This window comes from Leptolyngbya sp. FACHB-261 (genome assembly GCF_014696065.1).
GTDB lineage: Bacteria > Cyanobacteriota > Cyanobacteriia > FACHB-261 > FACHB-261 > FACHB-261.
Genome location: NZ_JACJPL010000026.1, coordinates 674,446 through 690,711 on the forward strand (window position 1 = coordinate 674,446; position 16,266 = coordinate 690,711).

15 protein-coding genes are annotated in these 16,266 nt (G+C 52.5%); 7 read left to right on the plus strand and 8 right to left on the minus strand.

Annotated features, from left to right (window positions below; all coding sequences use genetic code 11):
• Positions 1–57: 57 nt before the first annotated feature.
• Together H6F94_RS19065 and H6F94_RS19070 are read right to left on the minus strand one after the other, a co-directional pair.
• Positions 58–516, minus strand: coding sequence for a BON domain-containing protein (locus H6F94_RS19065; protein ID WP_190803803.1), 459 nt, complete (start codon positions 514–516; stop codon positions 58–60).
• 81 nt (positions 517–597) lie between these two features.
• Complete coding sequence (locus tag H6F94_RS19070; protein WP_190803804.1) at positions 598–1,209, minus strand: general stress protein; 612 nt, start codon at positions 1,207–1,209, stop codon at positions 598–600.
• A gap of 197 nt (positions 1,210–1,406) precedes the next feature.
• Here H6F94_RS19070 and H6F94_RS19075 point away from each other — a divergent pair, with 197 nt between their 5' ends.
• On the plus strand, positions 1,407–2,795 hold the full coding sequence (locus H6F94_RS19075) for an MATE family efflux transporter (RefSeq protein ID WP_190803805.1): 1,389 nt from the start codon (positions 1,407–1,409) through the stop codon (positions 2,793–2,795).
• 379 nt (positions 2,796–3,174) lie between these two features.
• On the opposite strand, the gene H6F94_RS19080 is transcribed toward H6F94_RS19075, so the two are convergent.
• From H6F94_RS19080 to H6F94_RS19100, 5 genes are all read right to left on the minus strand, one after another.
• A complete protein-coding gene (locus tag H6F94_RS19080; RefSeq protein ID WP_190803806.1) occupies positions 3,175–4,920 on the minus strand; it encodes an ABC transporter substrate-binding protein in 1,746 nt (581 codons plus the stop codon).
• A 2-nt stretch (positions 4,921–4,922) separates the two neighbouring features.
• A complete protein-coding gene (locus tag H6F94_RS19085; RefSeq protein WP_190803807.1) occupies positions 4,923–6,683 on the minus strand; it encodes an ABC transporter substrate-binding protein in 1,761 nt (586 codons plus the stop codon).
• 35 nt (positions 6,684–6,718) lie between these two features.
• Entirely contained in the window at positions 6,719–7,207 is a 489-nt protein-coding gene (locus H6F94_RS19090; RefSeq protein ID WP_190803808.1) for a hypothetical protein, read from the minus strand.
• A gap of 24 nt (positions 7,208–7,231) precedes the next feature.
• Complete coding sequence (locus tag H6F94_RS19095) at positions 7,232–7,585, minus strand: YtxH domain-containing protein (protein WP_190803809.1); 354 nt, start codon at positions 7,583–7,585, stop codon at positions 7,232–7,234.
• Between the two features lie 118 nt (positions 7,586–7,703).
• On the minus strand, positions 7,704–8,012 hold the full coding sequence (locus H6F94_RS19100; RefSeq protein WP_190803810.1) for a hypothetical protein: 309 nt from the start codon (positions 8,010–8,012) through the stop codon (positions 7,704–7,706).
• A gap of 220 nt (positions 8,013–8,232) precedes the next feature.
• On the opposite strand from H6F94_RS19100, the gene H6F94_RS19105 reads away from it, so the two are divergent.
• The 5 genes from H6F94_RS19105 to H6F94_RS19125 all read left to right on the plus strand — a co-directional run bounded on the left by H6F94_RS19105 (position 8,233) and on the right by H6F94_RS19125 (position 12,930).
• On the plus strand, positions 8,233–8,943 hold the full coding sequence (locus tag H6F94_RS19105; protein WP_190803811.1) for a TIGR04283 family arsenosugar biosynthesis glycosyltransferase: 711 nt from the start codon (positions 8,233–8,235) through the stop codon (positions 8,941–8,943).
• A gap of 71 nt (positions 8,944–9,014) precedes the next feature.
• Positions 9,015–9,473: a HEAT repeat domain-containing protein gene (locus tag H6F94_RS19110; RefSeq protein WP_190803812.1), complete on the plus strand. Its 459-nt coding sequence runs from the start codon at positions 9,015–9,017 to the stop codon at positions 9,471–9,473.
• A gap of 12 nt (positions 9,474–9,485) precedes the next feature.
• Positions 9,486–10,340 carry a carbohydrate ABC transporter permease gene (locus tag H6F94_RS19115; protein WP_396426444.1) on the plus strand — a complete coding sequence of 285 codons (855 nt, stop codon included), beginning with the start codon at positions 9,486–9,488 and terminating at the stop codon, positions 10,338–10,340.
• 301 nt (positions 10,341–10,641) lie between these two features.
• Complete coding sequence (gene hflX, locus H6F94_RS19120) at positions 10,642–12,360, plus strand: GTPase HflX (RefSeq protein WP_242041262.1); 1,719 nt, start codon at positions 10,642–10,644, stop codon at positions 12,358–12,360.
• A 150-nt stretch (positions 12,361–12,510) separates the two neighbouring features.
• Positions 12,511–12,930, plus strand: coding sequence for a hypothetical protein (locus tag H6F94_RS19125; RefSeq protein WP_190803813.1), 420 nt, complete (start codon positions 12,511–12,513; stop codon positions 12,928–12,930).
• Between the two features lie 57 nt (positions 12,931–12,987).
• Here the strand turns inward: H6F94_RS19125 and H6F94_RS19130 are convergent, their stop codons facing one another.
• On the minus strand, positions 12,988–13,983 hold the full coding sequence (locus tag H6F94_RS19130) for a toll/interleukin-1 receptor domain-containing protein (RefSeq protein ID WP_190803814.1): 996 nt from the start codon (positions 13,981–13,983) through the stop codon (positions 12,988–12,990).
• A 609-nt stretch (positions 13,984–14,592) separates the two neighbouring features.
• Between H6F94_RS19130 and H6F94_RS19135 the strand changes: the two genes are divergently transcribed.
• On the plus strand, positions 14,593–16,266 hold the full coding sequence (locus H6F94_RS19135) for a trypsin-like peptidase domain-containing protein (protein WP_190803815.1): 1,674 nt from the start codon (positions 14,593–14,595) through the stop codon (positions 16,264–16,266).

Sequence of the window (16,266 nt, forward strand, 5' to 3'; positions counted from 1 at the left end):
CTAGTGTCTAGGAGTCTTTAGCTTCTAGAAGAGGTTGCTGTTCGTCCAGCTTCTCGACTACTGAGGAGTTGCCTTAGCAACGGTTGCCTTCACATCCACGCTCTTAACCCCCTGAATTTCCTGGGCTAGGGAAGCAACGCGGTCTAACTGGGCTTGAGTTGGCACACTACCAGAGATTGTGACCACACCCTCTTCGGCATCAACCGTTAGCTTGCTGGCGGGTAGGTTAGCTTCCAGCTTGCTGCGGATCTCGCTCTCCAGATCGCCATCAGCTCTGACATTTGGATCGCCAGCAACATCGTTGCGCTGCTCACGAGCCCGAATATCAGCCTCTAGCTGATTCTTCCGAACTTCGCTGCTTGCGTCGTTCTGGTTGGCCTGAGCCGCCTCAGGTTCGGGAACCTCACCTTGGGTAGCAGTCGTGTCAGGTGCGTTTGCACTGGTCTGAGCCGTATCACAGGCTGCCAGACCCAGCAGTAGGAAGCCGCTCAATAGAAATGGGGTTAATTTCTTCATTTTGGTTTGTGCCTCAATTTTTGGATGTGAACTGGAGGCTCCGACGTTGGCAGAGCCTCGCATTGTTTTAAAAGCCGCTAATTAATACCCTTTGGTGCGGGTATTGGGATCGATCTCCCGGCTACGAACACGGTAGCTGCCCTCTGGGGAATCGTAGACACCAAAATCCTGAATACCACCTCGACGCAGAATAGCCTCAGCCTGATTCACGTCGTTCTGGCTACCCTCAACCATCACCAGGTAGCTGCCCTGCTCAACCCGGCTGTGGTAGGCATGTGCCCGTTCTTCGGGAATGCCTAAACCGACCAATGCACCCACTAAACCGCCAGCAGCAGCACCGATACCTGCACCCGCAGCAGTTGTTGCCAACGCTGTGCCCAGCGCTCCTGCAGTCATTACCGGACCGATACCAGGAATTGCCAGGGCACCAATGCCCACTAGCAGACCGGCCAGGCCACCCAGGACTCCCCCTGTAGTTGCACCAGCACCGGCTCCTTCATCAGCCTTGTTACCTAAACCACGCTCATCAGTTACATCAGCGCCTGCCATGCGTTGACCACGCTCAGCATCACGAGCAACCACAGAAACATCATCCATTGAGAAGCCAGCTGTACGCAGCTCTCTGACTGCTTGCTCGGCTTGGGCGTAGCTCGAAAAAACGCCTACTGCCCTTCTGTGTTCGCCAACAGCCATAACTGTCATCCTCCATGTTGCAAGCTCTACTGACATCTTGGAGGGCAAGTTGGTAGCTTCCATCACTCTTTGGACAGGGGCACGCTGAGAACCCCCCTAAAGGCATAAGTCTGTTTTGGTGCGGTTTTAAGCACCCTCAGCAGCAGGTGAAACGCCTATGATAAGTTGCAACCCAAGGACAGGGAGCCTGGCTCTGAGTGCTTAACGAGCATTACGATCAACCGACTTTGCCCTCATCTGGCAAGTTCTTCCAGATTTTTTCGTCTCCCTTTGACCGTGAGATCGTTGCTCTGGCGCTACCTGCTCTGGGCACTTTGGCGATTGACCCCCTGTTGTCGATGGTAGACACTGCCATGGTTGGCAGATTGGGCACGCTGCAACTGGGAGCCCTGGCAGTAGCAACAGTTGTATTCGCGGTAATGTTCGTTGGCTTCAATTTCTTGAGCTATTCAACCACCGCCCAGGTAGCCCGCTACTACGGAGCTGAGGTTCCTGACAAGGTAGGAATTTATACCGTACAGGCTCTGTATTTGGCTTTGGGTTTAGGGATTCTGCTGGCTGGTTTGGGCTGGTGGTTCGCGCCGCAAATTGCTCAGGTTATGGGCGTGCAGCCGAACAATTTCGATTATTTCCTGGCCTACTTCCGCTGGCGGGTTCTAGCAGCGCCTGCCTTTATGCTGCTGATGGTTGGACATGGTTTCTACCGGGGCATTCAGAATCTGCGCGTGCCATTGTGGGTGGTGCTAGCAGTGAATCTGATCAATGGAGGCTTGGATTACCTGCTGATCTATCCGCTTCATCAAGGGATTGCAGGTGCCGCCATTGCTACGTTGATTGCACAAGTTGTGGGAGCGCTAGCTTTTGTTGGCCTGATGTTTGGTGGTGCCACTGGCCATCTGTACCACTTGCGCTCAGCCCTAAACGTGCGTTGGCAGCAGATGCGGGAGTTGGTTCGAGTCTCTGGGGACCTGTTCTTCCGCTCAGCTGCCATCCAGGTTTCTTTTGTGGTTGCTTCTGCCAGTGCCGCCCATATGGGTGCTGTCACTGTGGCTGCGCACCAAGTTGGTATGGAACTGTGGGTTTTCCTAGCAATGGTGGTGGATGCGATTGCCATTGCAGGTCAATCACTGATTGGGCGTTACTTGGGCGCAGGTGAGCCACAACGAGCCTACAAAGTGGGACTACGCATGACTCAGTGGGGGATTGCCTTGGGCTTTGTGCTCATGGGTGTTTTTTGGCTACTTCGGGATCTGCTACCTCACCTATTCACCAGTGATCCGCGCGTCTTACACACCATTGCCAGCATTTTTCTGTTTGTAGTCTGCTTCCAGCCAATTAACAGCTTGGTTTTCGTACTGGACGGCATTTTAATCGGAGCGGGCGATACGCGCTTTCTGCGCCGTGCAGCTACAGCAGGTGCTCTAGCCTATATCCCGCTGGCTCTCGCTGCCTTAACCTGGGGCTGGGGCCTGCCTGGTGTGTGGTTTGGGCTGGCCCTGATGATGCTGATCCGCCTGTTGACTAACTGGCTGCGGTTTCAAGGGCAGAAGTGGGTAGTTACAGGCGAGGCCGTTCCTCAAGGTTAGCCACTAAAAGATTGGCCCGGGAAACACAAGGGGAAGCAAGCGAGATAGAGGGTCTTGTCTGTCTTAAGTCTTATAATTCCTGACTTCTCCTAAATCCCTGGAACAACAAGTAGGGGACGCAGCAAGCTGCATCCCCGCATCCCCAAGTTAGGTTGTCCAATTATCCGAATGTGTGTTAGATGCTACCCCAAGCCCTGATCCACAAGAGGCTTCAATGGTTTACCCTGGAACGGTAGACCACCCTTTCGTAGTCCATCGATTCCATGATTGTAATCAAGCGACGGTAGATGCTTTGGTGTAGATGCTCATTAAAGCCTCTATACAAATAGTAGCTTAGGAGTCCGGAAGAGTCCAGTAGAATCACTTAAATTTCACAATTCTAGGTTTGATGCAGGCGCAGAGCCTCTAGGTTCCAGAGAACACTGCCGGTAACACTGGGCTGAACCCCCTCTACCCGATCGCGCACAGCATTCAGTGACTGAGGTGTGACCAGATAGATCATCGGCAACTGCTCCTGCACAATCTGTTGGAATTCGCCATAGATGGCCCGACGCTTGGCTGTGTCAAATTCCCGAGCCCCAGTGATAAACAACTGGTCAATGCGCTTCTCCCAATCACTGACTACATAGCCTGGAATTGGCGGATCTCCAGGACGAGCCCCTTGGTTGAAATCATGTAGGGTGCCATCGCTACGCCAGATATTGGCCCCGCTATTGGGTTCTAGGCCACCGGTCAAACCCAGTAGGATGCATTCCCAAGTACGAGCGTCGCTCTTGCTGATTAGCAGATTGAAGTCGATGGGAAAAAAGTCCACCTGAATGCCAAGACGAGCCAGGTCACTTTTGACTTGAGTGCCTAATGCCTCACGGTTTTTGTTGCCCGCGTTCGTATTCATGGTGAAGCGTACCGGGTTGCCCTCGGGATCTAGCAATAGTCCCTGGCTATTGAGTTTGTAGCCTGCGTCTTTCAGAATCGACTTGGCTTTATCCAGGTTGTAGTCGTAAGTCTTCAGCCCTTCTTGTGGCGATAAATAGAAGGGGCTCTGCACGGGAATAGGGGAATTCTGCGCCTGCCCTAGGCCCCGGAAGACATTGTCAATCATGGTTGGACGATCGAGGCCATAGGCAATGGCTTGACGAAAAGCTAAGTCATTGAACCACTTGGATCGAACCGGATTGACGTAGGGCTTACCGGACTTAGGATCGCGTCCTCGGTTCAAATTGAACTGAATAAAGCGGTCTCCTAAACTAGGGCCAGCATCATAAATAGTGAAATTATCGCGCTTTTCCTCTCGTTTAAGCAGTTGAAAATCTTCGGGTCGTAGGGTCAGCACATCCAAGTCGCGCGAACGAAATTGAATCAGTGAAGTATCAGTCGAGTCCACAATATTGAGAACGACTCGCTGAATATAAGGCTGACCTGCTTTGCGGTAGTGGGGGTTGCGCTCTAGAGTAATGCGCTCGGCAGGACGGTACTCCACCATCCGATAAGGACCGCAACCAATAATCTGCCTGACATCCGTGTCGATGCCCCAAGTGCTGAGAAAACGAGGGGTGCCATCAGACCCAATTTGGCTAACCGTAGGCCCCAAAATATGTTTGGGCAAAATTGGGACGCCGACCGTATCCAGGAACGGTGAGAATGGCTCAGGCAGTTCAAACTCAATCCGTAGCCGATCCAACTGGCGAACTTTAGGTAAAGCACCAGCATCCCCAATGCGCAGAACGTCCTTGTTGCCAGCAGGGATGCGGTCGTTAAACAGCACATCGCGAAAGGTGAACAGCACATCATCAGCAGTTAGTGCCTCACCATCGGACCATTTCAAGTTGTCACGTAAAGTGAAGACAATACGCTTGCCTCCGTCTAGAATCTGCCAAGTTTCGGCCAAGTTGGGTTCTAGCTGAGAGGTAATGCCATTGCGAGTAATCAGGCCCTCAAATAGAAATGCCCAAAGCTCCTGCGAGGTGGCTTCGTTAGAAATAACACTATTAAAGGTTTTGGGATCAGAGAAAGACAGCAACAGTTGGCTAGCGGGTGTGGCAGGCGTAACCGTGCAGGCAGTCAGGGCAAAGAGCAGGCAAAGAGCTACAACCCTTCGGATCCAGCCCCAAACAAGCGTTCGCATGACTAATCGCTCAATCGCAGGTCTTCTAAGTTCCACAGCAAGCTGCCCAAAGCACCTATTTGAATGCCTTCGACTCGACTACGGGCAGCACTTAAGGACAGCGGATTGACCAGATAGATCAATGGCAATTGCTCTTGCACAATCTGCTGAAACTCGTTGTAGATTACTTTGCGTTTCTCAACGTCAAACTCTTGCGTGCCCGCGAGCAAAAGTTGATCGATTTTCTTTTCCCAATCGGTTACGACACGACCCGGTAAGGGCGGTTCACCTGGCTGGGGCCCCTGATTGAAAGCATGGAGCGAGCCGGTACTACGCCAGATGTTCGACCCGTTGTTAGGTTCGGTGCCACCCCCCCCGAAGCTTAAAATAATCGCTTCCCAATCGCGAGTGCTCTTGAGCTTGGAGACCAGCAACGTGAATTGTAGTGGCACAAAATCAACCTGGATGCCAATTTTAGCCAGGTCGCTTTTGATCTGAGTGCCAGTTGCCTCGCGAACTTTATTGCCAGCATTAGTGCTAAGCGTAAAGCGAACTGCATTACCCTCAGCATCTAGCAATTGACCTTGAGCATTGTAGCGATAGCCTGCTTCTACCAAGATCGCTTTCGCTTTTTCTAGGTCGTAATCATAGGTTTTTAAGCCCTTGTCAGGTGGCAAATAATAGGGGCTTTGAACAATGATTGGGGAGTTTTGCGGTTCGCCCAGCCCACGGAAGACATTGTTGATCATCTCGGAGCGGTTGATCGCATAGGCAACTGCCCGACGAAAGGCGATATCGTTGAACCACTTGGAACGGATGGGGTTAACGAAAGGCTTATTGTTCTTGGAGTTCTTGCCCTGGCTTTGATTGAACGTGATGAAAAAGGTACTAGGAGCTGGACCCCCATTGTAGATGTCGAACTTATCGCGTTTTTCTTCTCGTTTTAATAATTCAAAATCTTCTGGACGCAGGCTTAACATGTCCAGATCGCGCGAGCGAAATTGCAGTAGCGCAGTATCTTGAGAATCGACAATGTTTAAGATGATGCGTTCAATATACGGTTTTCCTGCTAGGCGATAGTGGGGGTTACTCTCGAAAGCAATCCGCTCCGCCGGACGATATTCCGTCATCCTATAAAGACCACTGCCAACAATTTTGGTGACATCGCTATCGACGCCCCAACTGTTGACAAATGGGGGGGGCTGCTCAGCTGTTTTAGGCGTTAGCGTGCTCCGCAAAATGTGCTCAGGAAAGATTGCAGCCCCTACCGCTTCTAGGAAAGGGGAAAAGGGTTCTGGTAGTTTGAACTCGACTCGCAAGTCGTCGAGCTTCCGCACCTCGGGTAAGACCCCTGCATCGCCGATGCGCAAGATATCCCGAATTGGGGCTGGGATCCGCTCATCAAAGTACAGATCATTGAACGTAAAGACAACATCATTCGTGGTCAACGGTTGTCCATCTGACCACTTCAGTCCCCGCCGCAGCTTGAAGACAATGCGCTGACCATCATCCAGCACTTGCCAGCTTTCAGCCAGAGAGCCCTCAAACTCTTGGGTAATGCCATTTTTGCTGATCAACCCCTCGTACAAATAGCCGCAGGCTTCGGTGCTGGCTGAGTCATTGGCGATCACACAGTTGAAAGTTTTGGGGTCGGAAATCGACGACAACAACAGTTGCGGGGGCGGTGCAGCCGGTGAGGCACTACAGGCTCCCAGCAGACCAGTCACGACCAGGACCAGAACTAAAACCAGTAGCCGTTGAACAGCAGGAAAAAGGCGTTGCATTGTTTTAAAGGTCAAGCAGCTACTCGATGGCCATCTCAAGGACGATCTTCAGAGGTCTTCGCCAGGGGATCAGCGAGGTAGGATTCAGGATCAGGCAGCTCAGTAGAGGCTTCTGACACAGTGCCTTCTCGAGCGGAGGGCGGCAGGGCCCGGGTTGAGGGCGAGCTGCGCAAGGTAGCCCAAGCTGCCCGTACTCCTGTCCAGACACTTTTGCTAGTGATCTGCACCTCCTTAGCCTGGGACCGCACCCCGGTCACACTTCCTTCAACCTGCTTGACCACATTGGAAGCGCTCTGCACCCCATCTGAGACATCATCAGTCAGGTCACTAATTTCTAAACCTGTCAGTCGGATCGCCTCTAACGTGGGCGGTAATTCACGACGCAGAGTATCAAATAGTTTTTCGGCGCTACGGGCTGCACGAGCTAATTCTTGTAAGGCTGGTAGCGCTGCCACCAACACGGCAGTTAAACTCACTGCCACTAGCAAGATCGAAAGGCCCAGCCAAAAGATCGGTTCGCTCACAAAGTCGCCTCACCAGAATGCATCTTAGAGAGAATCTGGCGGAGTTTCGGACACGTTAATATCCGTTGTCGGCTCCGGCCGCTGCTTGAGATCACGGCGCTGTTGCACACCCGCCTCAATACCAACATTGACAGCCTCTCGCAACCGGCCCAGAGTCTCATGGAGTTGAAGGCGGGCCGACTCACTCAGCCGATCAGCCTGATATTGAACGCTGCTACCAAAATCCTCAGCAATCTCTGGCAGAGCATCAGCAGATTTTTTCAGTAGGCGGCGAGTATCGCGCCCTGGGCGGGGTGCCACCAGTAGTCCCAGCACGGTGCCAACGGCACTACCTAGAAATAGTCCAGCCCAGAACCCGCCACTACGGTTATCTGACATCGTGCATGTCTCTCTCGATGAGGTGAACCTTGAGGTGAACTCTGAAGTGGGTGAACCTTGAAGTGATACAAGGTGAGCTACTGCCAACCCAGTTGTCAACGGCTCATCAACCATTGGCTCAAGCGCGGACCTTACGAGTGCGGGAACGTAGGACTCTGTTGCCTACCCCTACCACCCGCAGTGCTTGCTGAGCCTGTTGCAGTTGTGGTGCGAGCTGAGCATAACGCTCCCGCAATTGAACCATTCCCATCTGGCCTTTGAGAATGGCATCCGGCGCACCATGGAGCAGGCCGTGGGTGCTGCGCTCAACATTATTCAACGTATCAGCAAGCTTGCCCAAAGTGCGCCGCAGTTTCCAGACCTGCCACGCTGACAATAGACAGATCAAGGTGAGAAGGGCATTGAGCACCAGCACTATCGTCAGCATCGCACGCACGTCTCCAGACGCTCTTCAAAGGGAGCACAAAGGGCACAAAGTCTAGAATCATCGGGCTAGAAACAAGGCAACATTCCTTGCATTCGTTGCTGTTATGCTAACGTGAAACCCCAAATTTCAACTGGTTTAAGCCGTTCGCTGAGCGAATTGCAGAGTAACTCAGAGGTCGTGATTTTCGAGGGTTCTCCCGCCGTTCTAGGCAGTCGGAGATATGGCGCAAACTTCGATCTCCATTGTCATTCCCACTTACGAAGAAGCGCTGAGCCTACCTGTAACCCTTAAGAGCTTAAGCCAGCAAGCACTGCCTTTTGAGGTGTTTGTCGCTGATGGGGGTTCGAGCGATGGCACGCTGGAAGTTGCCCAACAGCTCACCTCGGTTTTGCCTTTTTCTCTACAGGCGGGGATCAGTCCTGAGCGGGGACGGGCTGCTCAGATGAACTGGGGAGCCGCCCAGACCCGTGCAGAAATTTTGCTATTTCTGCACGCTGACACGCATTTGCCGCAAAGGGCTTTAGAACGCTTACGGGGCGCCTTGCGTGATCCCGGTGTCGTGGGGGGGCGCTTTGCTCTGGCTCTCGATGCTCAGGATTGGCCCTATCCACTGATTGCCTGGAGTAGCAACTGGCGCACTCGCCTGACTGGCATTTGCACTGGCGACATGGCGATCTTTGTGCGGCGCTCTGTTTTTGAGCAGTTAGGTGGTTATCCCCAGCAACCCTTGATGGAGGATTTGGAACTTTCGCGTCGCTTGCGCAAACTGGGGCGTTTGACTTGGCTCGACCTACCGGTGGTAACTTCTGCTCGTCGCTGGCAGCAGTATGGTCCTTGGCGCACAATCGCGCTGATGCAAACCTTGCGCTACGCCTACTGGGTGGGAGTTGAACCGGAGCAGCTGGCCCGATGGTACCGGCAGGTGCGGTGAGCACTTGCGCAACCTTGGGTTAGGCTGCTGATATCTTGGCTAAGCGCAGGCAGCTCTCTGGAATGTGTGACATGTCTGAGTCTCCTTTAGAGCTAGCCCGGGCTGCGCTCGCGTCTCAAGCTTGGGCTGAGGCTCTGGATCATCTGCGTCCACTCCTGACTGAGCCAGACCCGACTCTGGCTCACCAAGCCACACGGCTAATCGCTCAAGTGCCCCATCCCCTCTCGGTATCGGCCTTAGTCGGTGCGCTCGACCATTCAGAGGCCCCGATCCGGCTAACAGCCGCTGAAGGACTGGCCCAACTGGGAGACCGCTCTGCCCTCGATCCCCTACTACAAGCCCTTGACGATCCAGAGCCTGCAGTTCGGCAGCAAGTTGTGACCACCTTGAAGGCGCTGGATGCCGAAGCTGCCCGTGCTCAAATCACCGAACTACTAAGCTGGGAGCGATTGCCAGACCAGTTGCGGTTAGGGCTAACGGAGGCTTTGGCGGGGTGGGAAGAATCCGGTACAGTTGAAGTCCAGTCGTGAGTGCAAAGTTCTGTGGCACCAGCCCAATCTCTCCGTCCTTCTCAGCGCCTTTGGGCCACCTTGGGCTTGTACTTGCTGCTAGGGATTATTGCTCTGGCCATGCTGCTGCCCCTGATTTGGCTGGTGAGCACCTCATTTAAGTCTTCGGCTGAGAACATTTTCCAGTTCCCACCACGTCTTTTGCCAGAGCAAGCCACTCTCAGTAATTACATTCGAGTTTGGCAAAGCAACCCGTTCGGTCGTTACCTATGGAACAGTACGGTAGTGGCGGTGCTGACTGTAGGGCTGAATTTACTGTTATGTTCCTTGGCTGCTTATCCTCTAGCCCGTTTGGATTTTCGAGGGCGCAATTTCTTATTCGCGCTGGTCATTGGCACGATTATGATCCCGTTTCAGATCACGATGATTCCGCTATATATCCTGGCGGTCAAGTTGGGGCTGACCAATAGTTATCTAGGCCTGATTTTGCCTTATATCACTTCAGCATTTGGCATTTTTCTGCTGCGTCAAGCTTTTCTAGGAGTTCCTAAAGAACTGGAAGAAGCTGCCCGTATGGATGGCTGCTCCGAGTTGGGGATTTGGTGGCATGTGATGATGCCCAGTGTTCGCCCAGCCCTAGTTACGCTGGCGATTTTTGTCTTTGTTGGTTCTTGGGGTGAGTTTCTATGGCCGCTGATTTTACTCAACCAATCTGAAGAGCTTTATACCCTGCCTTTGGGCGTGGCCAAATTATCGGGTGCCTTCTCAGAGGACTGGCGTTTGATTGCCGCTGGCTCTGTGATTTCTATTGTGCCAACCCTACTAGTTTTCTTAGGAATGCAGCGCTATATTATCCCCTCTGAAGCAGGCAGTGGGTTAAAGGGCTGAACACTGGTTGAAGTGCTAATTGCATTGGTTAATTCAAGTCAATTTGAGCCAATTCGAGGCACTCTTTTTGTCTTTAAATGCCTGCAAATATGCATTTTGTTACCTTAGTCTGATTTAGAAATAGCTAGAGCCTAGATATAGTTAAAACTTAAAACAGTTAGAACAGGCGGGAGCATAAGCCACCCGAGTCTGCTTCTTTACAAACCTTTTGTAGAAATTTAAGTTTGATTGCCGAGACCATCTCTCAAATCATACTGACTACCCTACAGCTCAGTTCTCGCTAAGATTGAGAGAGTTTAGTTTGGGAGCCAGCACGGAGCTGGCAGCGCTTATCGACACGATTTATGGGAACCTGGATGGCCTAAAGCCTAGCCAGATCAAAGCGCTCAAACGCCTCTACAGCCAGCGTCTACCAGGTAGTAGCCTGGTGACTTCCGAGTTCGCTCAACGCTTGGGGGCGATCAGCAGTGAGATTCAGCAGCCTCTCTGCACTTATATCAACCGCCGAGGACAGGTGATTCGGGTGGGTGTGGGCACGCCACGACAAACCCAAATTCCACCCCTGGAATTGCCTCGCTACGGGGCTGAACGCTTGAGCGGTATTCGCTGTCTGGCGACCCAACTTAAAAACGAATCTCCCAGCGAAGCAGCCTTAACCGCGATGACGCTACAGCGGTTGGATGCCTTGGTGCTTTTGAGCGTCACTGGTGAAGGTTTCGAGCGACGAGGCGGTGGAGCCACCGGCTACATTAATGCCACCTATCTGGCCCATTTGATCCCCGATGGCGGCCAGACTCACATTTACTGGACCGTGTCGCCAGCGCAAAGCTTAGACGTGCTGTCCCAGCAGGATCTCTTAGCCTTGGTTGAGGGACTGGAAGCAGAATTTCGACGGGAGTATCGAGCGCAGCAGGTTGACCAAGACACCGACCGGGTGGTTCTGGTCGGGCTGTTGACCGATCGCCGCTACGAGCAGCAGTTTCAAGATTCGATTGAGGAGCTGGAGCGCTTAGTTGATAGTGCAGGGGGCGAGGTGTTGGAGGTGCTCCAGCAGAAACGGGAACATGTCCATCCACAAACTGTAGTCGGCGAAGGCAAGATTCAGGAAATTGCTCTGAGCGCTCAAACCCTAGGGGCCAATCTTGTCGTCTTCGATCAGGATCTGTCGCCGGCGCAGGTGCGCAATCTGGAAACCAAAATTGGTGTGCGCGTTGTTGATCGCACCGAGGTCATCCTCGATATCTTTGCGCAACGTGCCCGGTCTCAGGCCGGTAAGCTTCAGGTGGAACTAGCTCAGCTCGAATACATGCTGCCGCGTCTGACTGGACGTGGTACAGCTTTGTCTCGTTTGGGCGGTGGCATCGGTACGCGAGGACCGGGCGAAACCAAGCTTGAAACGGAACGTCGTGCCATCAAGCGTCGGATCAGCCGTTTGGAACAGGAGGTGAATCAGCTCCAGGCCCACCGTTCCCGGCTACGTCAACGGCGCCAGCACCAAGCTGTACCTACGGTGGCGGTAGTGGGCTACACCAACGCAGGCAAGTCAACTCTGCTCAATGTCTTGACCAAAGCCGAAGTTTACACAGCGGACCAGCTCTTTGCCACGCTGGATCCAACCACGCGACGGCTGCTTTTACCCAATGGCCACACAATTTTGCTCACGGATACGGTGGGGTTCATTCACGAACTGCCACCACCTCTAGTCAATGCCTTTAGGGCCACTCTGGAGGAAGTCACCGAAGCTGATGGGCTTCTGCATGTAGTGGATTTATCGCACCCGGCCTGGCTAACTCACATTGAGTCGGTAAAAGACCTGCTGAGTGATATGGAAGTTACACCGGGCCCTAGTCTCCTGGCTTTCAACAAGCTTGACGAAGCAGCCCCTGAGCAGATTGAACAGGCGCAGGCCCGTTTTCCCAACGCTCTGTTCATCTCGGCAGTGGAGCGTCAGGGTCTTGAGCAGTTGTGCGAGAGTTTGGCGCAGTTAGTGCGTTATGCCACTGGTAGCTCTGGAGTTTAGGTTAGTTACCTCTAACATTTGGGTTAGGCAATCCTTCATAGCGCAGCTGAGATCTTGTGTTCGAGCAGTGATCTCAGTCAGTACCCGAACGATTTAGTGTGCCAGAGTGCAGCAGAAACCTCCAGACAGCTCTCTCAGGGCTAGCGCATCATGGGATTCTACGCACTCCGGTCAGTCTCGCTTCGCAAGATTTTACTGGGCTTAGGAGCGGCTGTCTGCCTTATCATCCTGCTTCTGAGTAGCCAGTTGCTGGGCATAACTCTGATTCCCACTGCCCTACTGCAAGACCTCGCCCTTGTCATTGCTGCCGCCACAGCCCTAGTGATTCTGTTGCTGGAGTGGTTGCTGATCACTACTTACATTCCTGCGCGCAATCCACCTAACGTTCGTTCTCTGTTTCGGGGGCTTGGCGTCGTTGCGCTGGCTATCGCTGTGACGGTTGAGCTAGTTGCAGTTTTGTCGCTTATCCTTCTAAACTTGATCCCACTGTCACTGGGCTTGTTTGCGATCGCCGTTCTACTCATGCTGGTCGCTACAGCTGTTGCAGGCTATTACTGGGTACGAGTCTAAGTTTATGGCGAACTGCACTAAGAGCTTAGAAACTAAAAGTTTAAGAACTAAGGGTAACTAAGAGCGATTCTGCCGTAGCAACCAGAACATAGTCGCGCCGACCATGGAACCGGCTACAAACAGCAAAACCCCTCCATCTTGCCCACTGATGGTGCCATTGCTAATCGCCCTGCCAATAACACCGCCTCCTACAACAGCACCGCCTACGGTCCAAGCCAGAATCCAGGTCCAACTAGGCAGTAGAGCTTGCCGCAAGTGAGACGGCGTTGCCCACTTCAAGAAATACTCCACGATGAAACCGTTGATGATGCCACCAACGGCTCCTGCCAGCGCCATACTGCCGCTGTAGCTCCAGTCGGTTTGACTTGAGAGGGCCATCTGACCGATCAGCATCGCTAGTAACCAACCCCCTCCGATCCAGCTCAACGGCGCAATTAGAGGCACTGCTTGAGACTTCGCTCTGGGTTTAGAAGGTGGGCTTGGGACTCTAGAAGGCGTGGAGGGCGTAGCGACGCGCTTGGATATCGGGGTGGCAGAGGGGCGTTCAGTCGGAGCGGCAGGCTTGCGACCAGACAGGTTGGGATCAGAGCGTCGCTTGCTTGCTAATTCTTTTACTGCTAATTCAATGCCCTGAGCAACATTCAAAAAGGCTGCATCCTGGTTCTGCCAGGTAGTGACCGGTTGAGCATCCTTGGGCAGGGGTCTGAGTTTGCTAAAGGGTGCGCCGCGCCAGTCTACTGGACGCAATACAACTGGGATCACACGAGCTTCTCCTGTTCGGTGACGTTCCATTGCCCGCTTCACTTCAACGTCGTGGCAGTAGTCTGAATCAATGAAATCGGGGCTAACCAGTAGCAAAATTACCTGGGCTGTATTCAGGTGCTCGTCAATTTCGTTGGCATATTCAGCGCCTGGGCTAATCTGCCGGTCATACCAGGCTGAGATAATGCCCTGACGCTGCAAGCTTCGCAGGTGTTTAGCTAATTCATCGCGCAGTTTTTCATCCGGATGGGCATAAGAGAAAAAGACTTTGATCGCTCCTGCTGCCAACATGGATTCTCTGCACCTCTGAATCTCAACCTGCCTAGCCTCAACTTGCTCGGTTCTTCACGGGGCATTGGGGTTCAGCACAACACCTTTACTCTCAGTTACAACAGGTCAGAGCGCAACATCAAGTTCTGCCAGTGATCTTAGTGATCTTCAAGGGGTCTTCAACCCACTCTCTGCCAGACTGCTCATACTTTACGCGATAGCTCGGTCACTTCACAAAGGCCTGTCAGCAGCTTCTCAAACGGAGTCACTACAGCCCTCTAGAACTCCTCAAGTTTTCGTGTACAATCATTTCACCGAACTCGGGCTCTGCATAAAATGTCTTCACTGGCCCTAAGTTGAAGTTAGCTCAAGAACAACCTTCCAGTTTTGGAAAGACATTTTATAGTTCCGAATTAACCTGGCTTTTAATAATCTTGAAGCGAGGTCATGAACCAGAGTCATGAACCAGAGCCATGTAGCCTTGAATACCTTCACTCTAAAACAGCACAACAAGTGTCAGTAGTGATTAGGCTAAACAACCTGACCCTTCTCGGCATTTATTGTCGGTAGCGATTGCCCAAAGCCGCGTCATTCTCACCCTAAAATAGTCGCGATGACAGGAAGCCCCGCATGTATCTAAACCTGCTAACGTCGCTTGTTGCCCCTGCCCTACTTGTAGCTCAGCTTCCCTTCAGCCAACAGCCACAGCCCAGTGCCGATAAGCGTCTGGCTATGTATGCCAAGCCAGCAGTTGTCCGTATTGTCGCTGGTTGTTATGGCACTTACAGTGATGGATCTAAATCTTATCCCTTATCTAACGCAGGCTTAGGCTCTGGCTACTTTATCAATCCCAATGGCTACATTGTCACCAATGCACATGTCGTAGAGGCTACAAGAGAGGGCGAACAAGGCTGCAAAAAGCGTTTGTTTCAAAAGCTGGTCGTGAAGCTAACTGGCATTAAAAATATAAACGATGTTCCTCAGACAAGACAAGCCGCTATTGAGGAACGCTTTAAGTTAGACTCTGCTAGCTTCGATTATGTTCAGAGAGTGGTTTTGCCCAATACTGATGGCAATTTCCCAAGGTATGAAATTAAATCCTTTGGGACAGCTGGCTCTGGCGGCAGCGGCAAAGATATTGCGGTGATCAAGATTGAGGTTAAAAACGCGCCCGCTTTGCCTTTAGGAGACTCAGACAAAGTTGAGCTTCAAGACAATGTAATGGTCTTGGGTTATCCCGGTGCTGCTGATAGCTTCCGTGACTTCAGTAAGAAGTCGGTTTATGAAGCAACGGTGGTGAAGGGAGCTGTTTCTAGCTCTAACAAAACCCTGGCAGATGATGCTCCGGTATTACAACTGGATGCACTGGTTACCTATGGCAGTTCTGGCGGACCAGTGCTTAATGAGCGGGGTGAAGTCGTTGGCATGATCACCTTCGGTGGGCGTGACGAAGACGGCGCGGTGAAGATCCCCTTTGCAGTGACTACTAGTACAATTCAAGAGTTCATTGGGCAGTCGGGTACTGCTAATGAAAAAGGCGTCATTGATGACCTTTATCGCAAGGGGTTAGAGCTTTACTGGCAGGGAGATTACCGTCAGGCTAAAGCAAAGTTTGAGGCTGTCAAAGGTTTATTCCCACAGCATTCAGACATCAATCGCTTACTGGGGGAATGCGACCAAAAGCTAGCCGATGGTTGGAAGAATGGTGATCCCTTTTTCTGGCTCTTGCTAACCGCGGTTCTGGTTGCTGTGCCTAGCCTGGGCTACTTCCTACTCAATCGCAATGCAATGCCGCGTTTCAGTGCTGTCGGCGGACATAGTAACGTCGAGTTAGATGAGTCTAATGAGCAATCTTTCAGCCCACCCATTGGCGTACCTAATAGCAGTCATCGCTACCCGTTACAACAGCCTACGATCACCTCAGTTGCCCCTCAGCTGAAACTGAACCGCCAGGGTAAAACGCTGCAATTCGCGTTGGACCAGGAGGTTTACCACTTGGGTCGTGAGCGTGGCTGGTCAGATTTCGAAATCCCGGATGCAGGCTGGGAGGTGATCTCTAGACGTCACGCTGTCCTGCGCCGAGAGGGTGACAACTATCGGATCTACGATGGCGATGGTCAGACACCCAGCCGCAATGGCATCTTCGTTGATCAGGTTCAGATTGATGGGACGAAGGGCTACCTCTTGAACCACGGCTGTCAGATCAAACTTGGGCAGAATCCTGCAACGCTTGTGACCCTAACCTACTCCAACCCTGCTAGCCAGCAGACTGCTGCCGCTCCTACCAACGTCGACATGAGTTAA